Origin of the sequence: Paenibacillus marchantiophytorum, from assembly GCF_014640555.1 — a bacterium.
GTDB classification, from domain to species: Bacteria; Bacillota; Bacilli; order Paenibacillales; family NBRC-103111; genus Paenibacillus_E; species Paenibacillus_E marchantiophytorum.
In genome coordinates this window covers 171,885-186,235 of sequence record NZ_BMHE01000002.1, presented here as the reverse complement: position 1 = coordinate 186,235, position 14,351 = coordinate 171,885, and the positions used below count along the sequence as shown (strand labels likewise).

13 protein-coding genes are annotated in these 14,351 nt (G+C 47.8%); 5 read left to right on the top strand and 8 right to left on the bottom strand.

Annotation, left to right across the window (positions count from 1 at the left end; genetic code table 11):
- Nucleotides 1-24 precede the first annotated feature (24 nt).
- Entirely contained in the window at nucleotides 25-1,161 is a 1,137-nt protein-coding gene (locus tag IEY34_RS03235) for a Ger(x)C family spore germination protein (protein WP_189007523.1), read from the top strand.
- A gap of 25 nt (nucleotides 1,162-1,186) precedes the next feature.
- Nucleotides 1,187-2,266 carry a GerAB/ArcD/ProY family transporter gene (locus IEY34_RS03230; RefSeq protein ID WP_189007521.1) on the top strand — a complete coding sequence of 360 codons (1,080 nt, stop codon included), beginning with the start codon at nucleotides 1,187-1,189 and terminating at the stop codon, nucleotides 2,264-2,266.
- 37 nt (nucleotides 2,267-2,303) lie between these two features.
- Here IEY34_RS03230 and pyk read toward each other — a convergent pair whose 3' ends face one another.
- The 6 genes from pyk to IEY34_RS03200 form a co-directional block, all read right to left on the bottom strand.
- Nucleotides 2,304-4,058 carry a pyruvate kinase gene (gene pyk / locus IEY34_RS03225; protein ID WP_189007519.1) on the bottom strand — a complete coding sequence of 585 codons (1,755 nt, stop codon included), beginning with the start codon at nucleotides 4,056-4,058 and terminating at the stop codon, nucleotides 2,304-2,306.
- Nucleotides 4,051-5,025, bottom strand: a complete 975-nt coding sequence (locus IEY34_RS03220; protein ID WP_189007517.1) for an acetyl-CoA carboxylase carboxyltransferase subunit alpha — start codon at nucleotides 5,023-5,025, stop codon at nucleotides 4,051-4,053. The genes pyk and IEY34_RS03220 overlap by 8 nt, the downstream gene beginning before the upstream one ends.
- A complete protein-coding gene (gene accD, locus IEY34_RS03215; protein ID WP_189007515.1) occupies nucleotides 5,015-5,881 on the bottom strand; it encodes an acetyl-CoA carboxylase, carboxyltransferase subunit beta in 867 nt (288 codons plus the stop codon). Before accD ends, IEY34_RS03220 begins: the two co-directional genes overlap by 11 nt.
- Nucleotides 5,882-5,946: 65 nt before the next feature.
- Nucleotides 5,947-6,135, bottom strand: a complete 189-nt coding sequence (locus IEY34_RS03210) for a hypothetical protein (protein WP_028554922.1) — start codon at nucleotides 6,133-6,135, stop codon at nucleotides 5,947-5,949.
- A gap of 172 nt (nucleotides 6,136-6,307) precedes the next feature.
- Entirely contained in the window at nucleotides 6,308-6,808 is a 501-nt protein-coding gene (locus IEY34_RS03205; protein WP_189007513.1) for a phosphatidylglycerophosphatase A family protein, read from the bottom strand.
- A gap of 103 nt (nucleotides 6,809-6,911) precedes the next feature.
- Nucleotides 6,912-10,481 (bottom strand): DNA polymerase III subunit alpha, encoded by a 3,570-nt coding sequence (locus IEY34_RS03200; RefSeq protein ID WP_189007511.1) that lies wholly within the window; start codon nucleotides 10,479-10,481, stop codon nucleotides 6,912-6,914.
- Between the two features lie 124 nt (nucleotides 10,482-10,605).
- Here IEY34_RS03200 and IEY34_RS03195 point away from each other — a divergent pair, with 124 nt between their 5' ends.
- The 3 genes from IEY34_RS03195 to IEY34_RS03185 all read left to right on the top strand — a co-directional run bounded on the left by IEY34_RS03195 (nucleotide 10,606) and on the right by IEY34_RS03185 (nucleotide 11,786).
- On the top strand, nucleotides 10,606-10,938 hold the full coding sequence (locus IEY34_RS03195; RefSeq protein ID WP_189007509.1) for a YtrH family sporulation protein: 333 nt from the start codon (nucleotides 10,606-10,608) through the stop codon (nucleotides 10,936-10,938).
- An 86-nt stretch (nucleotides 10,939-11,024) separates the two neighbouring features.
- The gene (locus tag IEY34_RS03190) at nucleotides 11,025-11,426 is read left to right on the top strand and encodes a sporulation membrane protein YtrI (protein WP_189007508.1); all 402 of its coding nucleotides are present in this window, start codon (nucleotides 11,025-11,027) and stop codon (nucleotides 11,424-11,426) included.
- Nucleotides 11,427-11,492: 66 nt separating this feature from the next.
- Nucleotides 11,493-11,786 (top strand): YtpI family protein, encoded by a 294-nt coding sequence (locus IEY34_RS03185; protein WP_189007506.1) that lies wholly within the window; start codon nucleotides 11,493-11,495, stop codon nucleotides 11,784-11,786.
- On the opposite strand, the gene IEY34_RS03180 is transcribed toward IEY34_RS03185, so the two are convergent.
- Together IEY34_RS03180 and IEY34_RS03175 are read right to left on the bottom strand one after the other, a co-directional pair.
- Nucleotides 11,783-13,111, bottom strand: coding sequence for a DRTGG domain-containing protein (locus IEY34_RS03180; protein ID WP_189007504.1), 1,329 nt, complete (start codon nucleotides 13,109-13,111; stop codon nucleotides 11,783-11,785). The genes IEY34_RS03185 and IEY34_RS03180 overlap by 4 nt on opposite strands.
- 931 nt (nucleotides 13,112-14,042) lie before the next feature.
- Nucleotides 14,043-14,324 carry a hypothetical protein gene (locus tag IEY34_RS03175; RefSeq protein WP_189007502.1) on the bottom strand — a complete coding sequence of 94 codons (282 nt, stop codon included), beginning with the start codon at nucleotides 14,322-14,324 and terminating at the stop codon, nucleotides 14,043-14,045.
- Between the last annotated feature and the right edge of the window lie 27 nt (nucleotides 14,325-14,351).

The following is a 14,351-nucleotide window of genomic DNA, read 5'->3' as shown; positions in this document are numbered from 1 at the left end:
TAAAGAAAGAAGGTAGCGGTAGCGATGTCGATGAATAAACTGCTTCTTCCTATCCTGCTGCTTGCCGCCACGACAGGACTGCTAACCGGGTGCGCCGATCGACTTGATATGGAGAACGCTTCGATTCCCTTGACACTCGGGCTGGATCTTGGGCAAGACAACGAGCCCATCATGTACTCCACCTTCCCCGTTTTCAATAAAAACACCAAAAAGAAAACGCAAGAAACGATCGCGCGCGCACGGACTTTCCGTCAGTCAAGAGCCGAACAAGACGCCCATTCGGCCGGTGTTTTCTCAGGCAGGAACTATCAAGTCTTCCTGATCGGCAAGCGGATGCTTGAGCAGGAGAATTGGTTTCAGATGCTCGATGTCATCTTCCGTGATTCCAAAAATACCGTTTCGGATCGGGTGATTGTCTTCGACGGCCCACTCGCCGATATCATTTATTTAAACCCCAAAGACCAACCATTACTGCCGATTCTTCTGCGTGGCATGGTAGATACGAAAAGCAGCAAATCCGAAACGGTAAATACCAATTTGCAGGAACTGCACCGCCAGCTTTTTGAATTTGGCATGACGCCTTCTATCTCTGAGGTTCGTCTGGACGCCAAAAAGAATATTAAGATGAACGGAACGGCACTGTTGAATCATCAAGGCAAATATGTCACTTCCTTGGATACTTTCGAGACCGTTCTCCTGCGCATTTTGCAAAACAAGGTCAAAAAATCTGCTAGTATTACGCTTTCTATGCCAGGTGAACCGGAACAGAAGCCATTTCATCTGGATAAAATCAGCTTTGCCACCGACCAGACAAGAACCGAAACGAAAACAATAACTTCTACCCACCAAGGAGATTTTCACTTCGATATCATCATTAAAATGAAAATAAGTTTATTCGAAGTCCTATTCCCCTATGATATAGAGAATAAGACTCCCGAGCTTGAGCAGATGCTTAGTGAAGAGATGCAAAAGCAGTTCGAGAAACTTATAAAAAAAATACAACAACACGCCATTGATCCGATTGGACTTGGCATGCACGCACGAGCTTTTGAGTATAAGGAATATAAAGCTGTAAAAAATGATTGGGGAAAGGCTCTGTCTAGCGCAGATATTCGGGTTCAAGTAAAAATAAAGATAGACGCTATGGGACCTGTCAAGTAAATCTGTGGGAAGGAAGGCAGCCAAGGTGAAGAAATATGCTTATAACGAGATAACCCTTATGCAATTTATTTGTATCCTGTCAGGCGTTCAACTTAGCGTAGGCTTGCTAGCCCTTCCACAGCGTCTTGCACAGAGGGCAGGAACGGACGGATGGATTGGCCTTCTTCTCATTTGGGTGTTTACTGTCATAGCGAATTTAATCATCGTCCGCGTCATGAGTAGTTATCCGCAAGGAACCATGATGGACCTATTAACTCATTATTGTGGCCGCTGGGTGGGGAAAGTCGCCGCTGTGCTGCTTGCCCTTTACTTCTTTTCATATGGTTACGTCGGCATCACGAGAACGATTCTCTATGTTAAGCAGTGGCTTCTGCCGCAAACTTCTACATTTCAGATTATGCTATTGCTTCTCATCCCCACTTACACAGTTGCTCGGAATGGTCTTCGTATTGTCGGGCGGTATGCGGAACTTGTTTTCTTTATTTCCCTATGGATTCCTTTTGCTTATCTGCTGCCCCTTCAGGATGCTCAGTGGCTCTATTTGCTGCCGGTTCTCAAAGAAGGCTGGCTGCCTATTCTCAGCGCGGCAGAAATCGCCTTCCTCTCTTTTTCAGGGATCGGAATTACAATGGTCCTGTATCCTTTCCTGCTGCACAAGCGGCAAGCATTCGCAGGTGTCGCCATCTCGAACACGGTGTCGATGCTGGTGTTCCTAATGATCTCACTGATTTGTTTCGTCTATTTCAGCCCTAGCGAAATTAAGGAATATAACGAACCTGTCGTCAATGTACTCAAAAACATCGAGTTTAAGTTTATCGAGCGGATCGAAGTCGTATTTATCTCCTTTTATTTATTTATGTTCTCCTTGTCTTGGATTCCCACTTTCCACGCATCAGCTTTTTGCGTAAGCTGGATGCTAGGCAAACCAGATCACCGCAATCCGTTGCGGGTGCTTTGGTTGATCCTAGCAGCTGGCACACTAATCTTCGTGCCTTCCTTTACACAAAATGACATGATGGGAAGATGGCTTAGCAAAATTGCTTTTGGCATTGAATATGCCATCCCTGTTTGCTTGCTGATTTATCTCTGGACAAAAAAAGAGTGAAGCCGAGAATACTCTCGCTTCACTCTTTTGCTGTATCTTACAGTACACTAGCTTGTCCAGAGTAGATAACGCCCACTTCTGGATAGATCGAAACTTCTGTACCGTCTTTGATTATTTCCACTGCGTTCTCAACGCCGACGATAACCGGGATGCCAAGGCTTAAAGCAACAACAGCCGCATGGGATGTGATGCCGCCTACTTCGGTAATCAACGCTGATGCGCGTTGGACAGCCGGCATGTATTCTTTATCGGTCGAAACCGTAACAAGAACAGCGCCGTCAACCATTTTGTCATTTGCTTCTTCCGGTGTGCGTGCCGTTACAACGATGCCCGTTGCCGTTTGCATGCCGATACCTGTACCTTTGGCAATCATTTCACCCACATGGTGAACTTTGATCAAGTTCGTTGTTCCAGAGCGTCCTACTGGGACTCCTGCTGTAATAACAACGATATCGCCAAGGGAAACCAAGCCTGTTTTGATGCTGCTTTCTACCGCAAGGTTGAACAGCTCGTCCGTTGTTTTCGCTGTTATTCCCTTCACCGGAATAACCCCCCATACAAGGGATAAGCGGCGAATGACTTGATCGCTAGGCGTAACGGCGATAATTGGTGATTTGGGACGGTATTTGGATACCATGCGTGCTGTATATCCACTTTCCGTTGCAGTCAGAATCGCTTTGGCACCAAGCTCCAGAGCAGAGTTCGCTACGGCTTGCGAAATGGCTTCCGTAACTGTCACTTGCTGTGCTTGCGCTTGGCGAAGGAAAATCTCTTTGTATTCCAATGCTGCTTCCGCACGCTCTGCAATACGAGCCATCGTTTGAACGGATTCAACCGGGTATTTCCCAGCAGCTGTTTCTCCGGACAACATCACAGCGTCAGTGCCATCGAATACAGCGTTCGCAACGTCACTCGCTTCTGCGCGAGTAGGACGCGGGTTGCGCTGCATGGAATCCAGCATCATCGTTGCCGTGATAACCGGTTTACCTACGATATTACACTTTTTGATCATTTGTTTTTGAACAACCGGAACATCTTCCGCCGGAATTTCAACACCGAGATCTCCACGGGCAACCATCAGACCATCGGAAACTTCAAGAATTTCGTCTAAGTTGTCAACGCCTTCTTGGTTTTCGATTTTACTGATGATTTGAATGTGGGAAGCATTGTGTTTCTCCAGCAATTCACGAATCTCCATAACATCGCTTGCTTTGCGAACAAAAGAAGCGGCAATGAAATCGACGCCTTGCTCGATACCGAATACGATATCGTTCGCATCTTTTTCTGTGATGCCTGGAAGGCTGATTTTTACGCCTGGTACGTTAACGCCTTTTTTGCTCTTAATCGTTCCGCCATTCACGATGCGGCACTCGATCTCGGTTCCACGAATATCAACAACGGTAAGGCCAATCAAGCCATCATCGATAAGAATCGTTGATCCAACAGCAACGTCACGCGGCAATTCCGAGTACGTTACGGAGATGCGGTCTGCATCGCCTAGAATTTCTTCTGTTGTCAAAATAATATGCTTGTCCTGAACAAGCTCAATCGGTTCTTCTTTCAACTTGCCTGTGCGAATTTCCGGTCCTTTGGTATCAAGCAAAATAGCAGCTATCTTGCCTGTCTCAGCGGATGCTGCGCGAAGGTTGCGGATACGTGCGCCGTGCTCCTCAAAATCTCCGTGGGAGAAGTTAAGACGGGCAACATTCATTCCCGCTTCTAGAAGTTTTTTCAAATTCTCTTGTGATTCGCTTGCAGGTCCAATGGTACAGACAATTTTCGTTTTACGCATGGTTTCCCTCCTGGTTGAATGTGAACCGCCCAATATCTCTAAATTTCTGGTAACGGTCCTCTAACAGCTCCTGTTCGTTCATACTTAGCAAATGCTGAAGCTGTTCCCAGATCGCTGTTTTAATGAATTCGGCTTGTGCTGCTGGGTCGCGATGTGCGCCACCTTTGGGCTCGGGAATGATACCATCGATCACGCCCAGCTTTAAGATTTGATCCGCAGTAATTTTCATCGCTTCTGCCGCGTGCAAAACCTTGGAAGCATCTTTATATAAGATGGATGCAGCGCCTTCGGGACTAATAACCGAGTAGATCGCATTCTCCAACATTAATACCTTATTGCCTAAACCTAGGGCAAGCGCGCCGCCGCTGCCACCTTCTCCATGAACAACACAGATGATCGGAACACGAAAAGAGGCCATTTCCAGCAGATTTCTGGCAATCGCTTCACTTTGACCGCGCTCCTCGGCAGCGCTCCCAGGGAATGCTCCTTTGGTGTCCATAAAAGTTATGATAGGACGTTTGAACTTGCTTGCCTGACGCATCAAGCGAAGCGCTTTGCGGAACCCTTCCGGATGGGGTAACCCGAAATTTCGAGCAATGTTATCTTTTGTATCTTTTCCTTTTTGATGCCCGACAACAGTTACAGAAACTCCATTCAACTTCCCTATACCACCAACAATCGCCAAATCATCGCCATATAAGCGATCCCCGTGAAATTCAATAAAATCAGTAAACATGGCGTCAATATAATCAAGCGTTGTCGGTCGTTGCGGATGCCGGGCCAACTGCATTTTCTCAGCGGAAGACATGCTCGTATAAAGTTCTTCCTCCAGCTCGGTATATCTCTCTTCCAGACGACGGATTTCCTCCGAAAAGTCAATTTGCTTCTCAGCACCGAATGTACGTAATTCGTCAATCTTCTTTTTCAGCTCCGCCAGCGGCTGTTCAAACGGCATTTCACCCGCCATAAGTCGCCTCCCCCTTCACTCCGTGCATATCGAGCAGGCTGATTAATGTAGGCCTCATATCCTTGCGGCTGACCACCTTGTCCAGCTGTCCGTGCTCGAGATTGAATTCCGATGTTTGGAAATTGTCCGGCAATTTCTGTTTAATCGTTTGTTCAATAACGCGGCGGCCTGCAAAGCCAAATGGCGCTGCTGGTTCCGCAATAATAATATCTCCAAGCATAGCAAAGCTAGCGGATACACCGCCGAAAGTCGGATCAGTAATAATCGAAATAAACAATCCGCCTGCTTCGCTAAGCTTGGACAATGCCGCGCTCGTCTTCGCCATCTGCATTAAGCTCAAAATGCTTTCCTGCATCCGGGCTCCACCAGAAGTGGAGTAAATGATAATCGGATAATTTTTCGCAATAGCGGCTTCAATCGCTCTGGTGATTCGCTCTCCAACAACGGAGCCAAGTGATCCACCCATAAAGTCAAAACTCATTGCAGCAATAATAACCGGATAGCCACCAATGGTACCTTCCCCGGTCATAATCGCGTCTTGGAGTTTGGTTGTGCTTTTGGCCTTATCCAATTTCTCGACGTAATCCGGGAATTCCAGAGGATCTTCAGAAATCATATCCGCATCGTATTCCACAATGTGGCCTTCATCCAAAGTTATCTGAATGCGTTCCAATGCGCTCAATCGATAATGGTAGCCGCAAGCCGTACAGACTTTCAGGTTCTTCTCAAGCTCTTTACTGGTTTGAATTGTTCCGCATTTCGGACATTTATTCATTAAACCTTCGGGAATTTCCCTTTTTGTTTTTTCAGAAGGAATCGTTGCATATTTACGCTTTTGAAATAAATCCTTTAGCACATTTCCACCTCTAATTGGCTTTTATCGTGTACCGCTACAAGCCACGTTACTTATTTCTACTTTCACTATCTATGTAAAATAGAATTGAGCACTTCTTGCACTTCTTCCAATTCCCCTTCGGGAACGACAATTTCAAACTGATTCTTGGATAATGAAATACCTCGAACTTGTACGAGAAATCCTTCTTCCGTTAGCCTCTGTTTAATCCGCTCTGCGATTTTTGCGGTAGGAGCTATATATATCACCGTCCACATGAAAAAAAACCTCCTATGAAGTGCAACTACATGGATTAGGGCATTTTGCAGCGATGATAGTAAACATCCTTCTATAAGCACAGGCGCACACAATGGAATAATGATATCATAATTCATCTTTTTCCCGCAACAGAGCACTTTCATGAAAAAAGTGAAGTCTGAACTATTGAAGCTAGTCCAGACCCAATTTACTGCTATAATCAGGCGCATGCTCATTCTGATGAGCAATTCTGGCGGACGCGGCTGCGGCTAATCCACAGACCAAATCATCCAGAAAAACATGCACAGCACTTCGATCATCATTCAAAGCTCGGATAATGCCAATTTTTTCTTTATCCAAATAGCCGAAGCTGGTTAAACCGATCATCCCATAGACATGAACAATGCCCAAAGCCAAAGTCTCATCGACCCCAAACAAAGGCTCATCTGCGTCCAAAATCGATTGCAGTGGTTCTGGCAGCTGCTTCTTTTCCGCTAGTTCATCCAGCGCTATCCCCGTGTATAACGTGTACTGCACCTCCCGCTTGCCGAGCACAGCGAGCACACTTTCGGTACAATCCTGAGCGGTTAGCTGATTATTGTATGGCTTCTGAAGCTTATATACAATTTCGGAAATTTGTTCGACGGTCACACCACGCCTTTGCAGCAATTGAATCATATGTTGTTCGGTCATAAGTCCTCCTCCTATCCATGGATAGCCCCGAAAGACCGGGTTCCTATTCATATGCGGAGGAATCTTTGTTTACCACCATTGCAGGTAAAATTTGGCGCTGAGCTTATTTCACTCTGACGGAATCCTTCCCCATAATCGTCTCGATCATGCGGATCAGATCGCTGGAGGGATCGACCAAATATTGGTCGCTCAGGGCCAAGAGCTTGTTGCTGCTTTCGTAGAAAAGCGCAACCGCGAGCGGCCCTTTGTACAGCTTCAGCAGCGCCTTCAGCTGCAAGAGCTTATCCGGCTGCTCACAGTTAGCCGTGATCTTGACGAACACCCGCTGCGCCTTCGGCTCCGCAGCGGGAGCTTCTTGGCGGCCCGCTGCCGGGGCCGCCTGAACGGCAGCCGCGCGCGCTGGCCGGTCGCTGACGGAGTCAGCTGACCGCCTGGGCGCCCCAGGCTGCCGCCGAATCCGCTGGACACCCGCAGGGTCGTCCAGCGCGACAAGCTGCTCCGCGAGCAGCTTGGGCGGGTCCTCGTCCTGCAGCTGCAGCTTCGCGCGCACGAGGACGAGCCTGCCCTTCTGCACGAGCGGAGCCGCGTTCTTCCAGGTCTCGGGGAATAGCACCACCTCGACCTTGTCTATCCGATCCTCCAGCTCCATGAAAGCCATGGGCTGGCCCTTCTTGGTGACGATCGTCTTATTGGACAGAATCATCCCCGCGACAATCACTTCACTGTTGTCCGGCAGTTCCTCCAATTGATGCAGCATAACGGCCTCAATTTCTCCCAGCTGCTGAGTGTAGGCATCAAGCGGATGACCGGAGATATACATGCCAAGGAGCTCCTTCTCGAGCTCCAACTGCTTGCTTTGCGGCATTAGCGGAATGTTCGGAACCTCCACTTCCCAGTTCGGCTCCTCCACGAAGCCAAAGAGATGAAGCTGCAAATCATCCCGTTCCTTACGCCATTTGGTAGCAGAAGCGATGGTTTCGTCCAAAATGGCAATGAGCTGAGCTCTATGACCGCCAAGCGTATCGAAAGCCCCGCCCTGAATCAGCGATTCGATCACCCTTTTGTTGCAAACGCGCAGATCAACCCGTCTACAGAAATCCAGCAAGCTCTCGAACTTGTCTTTGTTGCGCTCGGTCAAAATGGCATCAATCGCCTGTGTACCAACATTCTTGATAGCAGCAAGTCCAAAACGGATCGCTCCGGCTGCCGGATCCGGCGTGAACACCGTTCTGCTGCCATTCACGTCCGGCGGCAGCACAGCCAGCTTCATCCGGCGGCATTCATCCACATATTCGGCTACCTTCCTGTGATTGCCCATCACGGCCGTTAGCATCGAAGCCATGAAATAAATTGGATAATGTGCTTTGAGGTAGGCCGTTTGGAACGCGAGAACGCCATAAGCCGTTGCATGTGCCCGAGGAAAGCCATAGTCCGCAAACCTAACAATCATATCGTACACATGGTTCGCATCTTCCGCTTGGAAGCCTTGTTTCAAGCTGCCGGATACAAAGTGCGTCCGTTCCTCATCAAGTACTTCCCGCTTCTTCTTGGAAACCGCACGCCGCAGCAGATCTGCTTCCCCTAGGCTGAATCCGGCCATCGAAGAAGCAATTTGCATAATTTGCTCTTGATAGACGATGATGCCGTACGTATCGCGCAGGATCGGTTCTAACGTCGGATGCGGATAGACGACTTCCACCAGTCCGTGTTTGCCATGTATATATTTAGGAATAAACTCCATCGGACCCGGCCGATACAACGCCAGTACCGAGATGATATCTTCGAAGACAGAAGGCTTCAAATCCTTTAGCACTTTGCGAACGCCCGTCGACTCCAGTTGGAAAACACCGGTGGTTTCGCCTTTGCTAAGCATTTCGTAAGTAACGGCATCCTCATCCATGTCCAGGCTGTCAAAATCCAGCTGCACGCCTTCCATCTGCTGAATCCAATCGACCGTTCGTTCAATAATGGAAAGCGTGCGCAAACCGAGGAAATCCATTTTGAGAAGCCCGATCGCTTCCAAATGTTCCATTGTATATTGCGTAAGCGCAGTCTGCGCTGTGCCTTCTTGAAGAGGCACATATTGCGTCAGCGGTTCTCTTGAAATGACCACACCCGCAGCATGCGTAGAGGCATGACGGGGCATCCCTTCCACGCGCATCGCCATCTCCAGCAATTCCGCTGTCTTAGGCTGTCTGGCGACTAAGCCTTTCAAGTCGGTACTCACTTGCAAAGCTTCTGCCAACGTCATGCCCAATTGATTAGGTATGGCTTTGGCTGCGCGGTCTACATCTCCATAAGGGACATTGAGCACTCGGCCTACGTCTCTGACGGCAGCTTTGGCCGCCATGGTACCGAACGTAATAATCTGCGCGACGTGTTCATGTCCATATTTGCGGACCACGTAATCAATCACTTCATCCCGTCGTTCATCACTGAAATCGATATCGATATCAGGCATCGTAATCCGTTCCGGATTCAGGAACCGCTCGAAGAGAAGCTTATAACGGAGCGGATCGACATTGGTAATTTTCAGCACATAGGCTACCAGACTTCCAGCCGACGATCCCCTGCCGGGACCTGTCATGATATGTTTCTCATGAGCGAAGCGGATGAAGTCCCAGACGATCAGGAAGTAATCCGAAAAGCCCATATTCTCGATGACGCCTAGCTCATAGGCCAGACGTTCCTCCGCTTGTCTGCGCAGCGCCGAATCAGGCTGCTGCCACTCCGGTTTAGAGCTGTAACGCTGCTCTAGCCCTTGCTTGCATAGCTGCTGCAAATAAGCCCCGGCCGTCAGCGGCTCGGGAATCGGCTGAAAACGCGGCAAGATGGACTTGCCGAACTCCAGTTCCAGATGACAGCGATCAGCGACGACAGAAGTATTGGCAAGCGCCTCAGGGACATGGACGAACAATCGTCTCATTTCTTCTTCGCTTTTGAGATACATCTGGCTTGTTCCCATGCGCAGCCGATCCGTGTCCTCCACGGTTTTGCCTGTCCCGATACAGATCAGAATGTCCTGCATCACATGATCCGGTTCCGTGACATAATGCACGTCATTCGTAGCAATCAACGGGATTCCTGTTTCTTTGCTGAGTTCGATCATGGCGATCATGACCTTTTTCTGCTCTATCATGCCGTGATCCTGAATCTCAAGAAAGAAATCTTCGCCAAAGATATCGCGGTAGCGCTCGGCCGCCTTCCTTGCTTCATCTGGACGATTGTGCAGCAAATGCTGGGAGACCTCGCTCCCCAGGCAGGAGCTAAGGCAAATCAATCCCTCGGCATATTTGGCCAAATGTTCCAAATCAATCCGCGGTTTATAGTGAAAGCCCTGCAAATGTCCGATCGAACAGAGCTTCATCAGATTTTGATAGCCTACAAAATTTTTGGCAAGCAGAATCAGGTGATAAATCGGCTGTTCCTGTCTCGTCCCTTTATCCCGAATCGAACCCGCCGTGAAATAAACCTCACAGCCGATAATCGGCTTAATGCCTTTTTGCTTACAAGCTTTATAGAACGCAATTGCGCCATACATTACCCCGTGATCCGTGAGCGCCAGAGAGGTCATGCCCAGATCAGCCGCTTGTGTTACAAGCTCCTCCATACGTGCTGCACCATCTAATAAACTGTATTCACTATGAACGTGCAAATGGACAAACGAACTCATCCGCATTTCCTCCCTTCGTACAATTATTCCTTATATTTTATCATATTGCAGCTAGGCAGTCCCATACAGTAAAAGAGGAGAGAGTTTGTCCTCCTATTCTAGCTGGAAGGGAAGCGATAAAGACATGTATGTCTTTTGGGCGAATATTATTTTGTATTTCTGCATTGCATTTGGGGTCGTATTCGGAGGCAGTATGTTAAGCGGCATTGCCGCAGTGCTAACCCTTCAATCACCCACAGAGAAAATGATGGTGGTGTCCGAAAACATTAAAATATGGGCCATGGTAGCAGCCGTTGGCGGCACCATTGATCCGATACGTTTTATAGAAAGCCACGTCGCTGTAGGACATTTGAATCCGGCCATTAAACAAGTCATTCTCATTGTAATCGCCTTTATTGGCGCACAGATGGGGACTTCACTCATTCAAATGATTTGCAAGGGGGATACTCAGCCTTGAGAATCCCTCCTTTTTCCCGATATCAACGTCACCTGATGGGCTTTGGGTTGATGGTTTCGGGAGCCATCATAGGGAGCGCCATTTATATGAGCATCCACCAACATACCTATAACCAGCTCTATGTGGAGATGCATAAATATTTGGAAGAAAACCGGGAACTTCGCTTGGACATTGAGAATCTGAACAAAACCCGCAATAAACAGTCTCTGATCAATATCATCAACGTGCATCTGCTTCCCAAAAATCAAGATGATCTAATCAGTGAAGATATTCAGAAAGAAATTGAAGGCGATGTGAAAAGTGAGCTTAAGCTCGCCATTGGTCAAAAAGCCACCTACGTCAAGGATTCCCAGCCTCTCTATGAGCGGCTAATCACAAGTCGCACGTACATTTTGCATGATAAAAAATATATGATTGAGGTGAAATCTATCGTCTTGATCCAAACAGAACTGACCGTCTGGATTACGGCGCAAGAAAAACGCACCTAGGATTGCAATCTATGGCTAAAATCGCTAAAGTAGACAGTAAACTTACCAAAAGGACGGATTGCGGCCATGTTTGCGATACAAATCACATTATTTATTCTTATTTGCCTATTGTTGGCGCTCTCTGTTTATTTCAGCTTTCGCTCCAGACGTGAACAGGATGTTGCGAAGCGAGGTTTGTACTCGGCTCGCATGAATATTTGCATGGGGCTCATGCTCATTCTGATTGCTGTTACACAAATCTTCTTCTTCAGTGAATCCAGCTTCCGTCGGATCTTCGGCACCGTTCTCGTGCTGTTGGGCGTATTCAACGTCTTTGCAGGCATTCGCAACCATGGACATTTCGATCGTATGCAGCGTTAAATGACCTGAGCTGTCAGCATGGCTTTGGAAACCAGCGCGCCGGCGTGATAAATTTCTACATCGATTTTGCCAAATTTACGGCTCACCTCAATGATGGTGGGTCGTATTTCTATTTTGGAATCAATCTGCAGTGGCTTTAGGAAATAGGTCGACATGTTGTCCATGACCAAATCGCCTTTCTTGTGCTCCTGAACGATTCGATAGGCGGCTTGCGTCATCAAGGTCGTTAGTACCCCTTCAGAAACGGTGCCCAAATGATTCGTCATCTGCGGAGTAATGATGCCATGAAACTGCAGCGCCCCTTTATCGTCCCTAACTTCTTCCAAGCCGGACCAGATCAAGTCCTCGAAAGTTTCCCCATTCTGCGGTTGTTTCTGAATATACTGCATCGCTTTCAGGACATCGCTGCGATTCAGCACCCCGACCATCTTGCGGTTCGTATCCACAACAGGCAGCAGTTCAATGCCTTCCCATACCATCATGTGCGCTGCTGAAGCTACCGAGGTCTGCGGCGTTACGGTTAGCGGACTTCGTGTCATGAGCTTCTCCACTGTTTGCAGAGAACCTGCTCCAACCATATCCTTGGACGTTACGACACCTATGATCCGGTTCCATTCGTCCACAACCGGGAATCGGCTGTAGCCGGTATCTTCGGAAAGCCGCTGCCAATCCTTCAGCGTACTGTTGGCTTTCAGGGCATAAAGGGAAGCGCCGGATGCCAGAATGTCTTCTACCAGCATAATCTTCTTCTTAATTAAGCGATCATAAATCGCTCTGTTGATCATAGACGCAATCGTAAAAGTATCATAACTACTGGAAATAATAGGAAGTTCCAACTTGTCTGCAAGCTGCTTCACCTCGGAACTGGTATCAAAACCACCCGTAATCAAGACGCCCGCCCCTTGCTCCAATGCACAGATATGAGCCCTGTTCCGGTTGCCGACGATCAACAGGCTGCCTGCCTCAATGTAACGCATCATGGCGTCTTGCTCCATCGCACCGATGACGAACTTATGCAGCGTTTTGTGAAGACCGCGCGAGCCGCCGAGGACTTGTCCATCCACCATATTCACGACTTCCGCGAAAGTCAGCTTATCGATATTTTGCCGCAGCTTCTTCTCAACCCGGACGGTTCCAATTCGTTCTTTGGTTGAAACCAGGCCTTGATTCTCTGCTTCCTTGATGGCGCGATAAGCGGTGCCTTCGCTGACTTCCATGTTCTTCGCAATCTTCCGAACGGAGATCCTGCTGCCAAGCTTGAGCGTCTCAATATAGCGCAAAATCTGTTCATGCTTCGTTAATGTATCTGCGGATTGTGAGTCCAAACTGTTACACCTCTCTTACGGGTCACTGTACTACTCTGTACTACTAGTATACGCGTTCCCAAGAGGAAGAACAATTGCAAGTGATGCTCCTCAATTAAGAAAGACTTAGCCTGCGGCTAGGTCTTCAAGTCCATGCACCTTCGCAAGGCTCCTTACGAACTCAATAACCTTTATTCGGCCAAAATCGCTCATTGTGAAAATCTAATGAATGCCAGATGCGCTATTTCAAGCAATTGATAGCAATTCGGGCAATAAAATGCCGAGTAACGCCAATCCAGTTCATTACATCTCCAAAGTAGCCATTTTCTCGTCTTTAAGCATCCTACAGTTCATTAGATACCTTTGATACCCAAAACCTCCTAAGTAAAGAGGCCTGCGGTGGACGTCAACTAAAAAGGGAGAACCCCTTAAATCCACCTTTATCCTATTATTCTAAGCGAAACGGTTTCGCCGCCCTGATAGATCAGTCTCTTCTTAGCGGAAAAACCTAGTGAGGGAACTAGGGGACGCTAATTAGGCAAAAAGTAGGGATACGAGGGTAGTAGCGGAACTACAGGGTCTTATTTCTGCCAAAAGCGCTGAATTTCCCAGAAAACAGCAAAATAGCGTACTGTAGTTCCCTCAACCTCCCGATACTGACACTTTTGGCTAGAATAGCGCACCGTAGTTCCCTCCGTCCACGCGAGGCAGTTGGAGCAACTCCGCGTTCACTCCACAACATATAAACTCTATAATCTTAAAAAAATCCAATCCTATTGGATTGGATGCTCTATTCACAGTATACCAAACATACGTTCGATGTCAAAATAGAAATCGCTAATTTTTATCGTGTCGGTCTATGTGGGGCTATGTCGGTGTTCTTGTAGTTGCGCGTGTCGGTGTTGGTGTCGGTGTCGGTGTCGGTGTCGGTGTCAGTGTCGATGTCCTTACCTTACTTGCGAAATTGCAGCATTTTTCTGCGTCCTTGGACGAGCTGCTCCATTTGCCACTTTTTCATCCGTTTGATGCGGCTTAGTTCTTTGCGTTTTTCTTCATCTACACCCAAAATTTGATGCAAGTGAGAAGCAATAACAAGAAACGCCAAAGCGATCCAAATCACACTAAATATCATGGGCAATGATCCCATATCCGTTAAATTCAGCTGTGGGATAGAATAGAACAACATGCCAATCGCTAGGCTCATATACACCACATTTTTGAAGCCTTTCACCATGACCACACTCCTTTCACTTGGAAATCA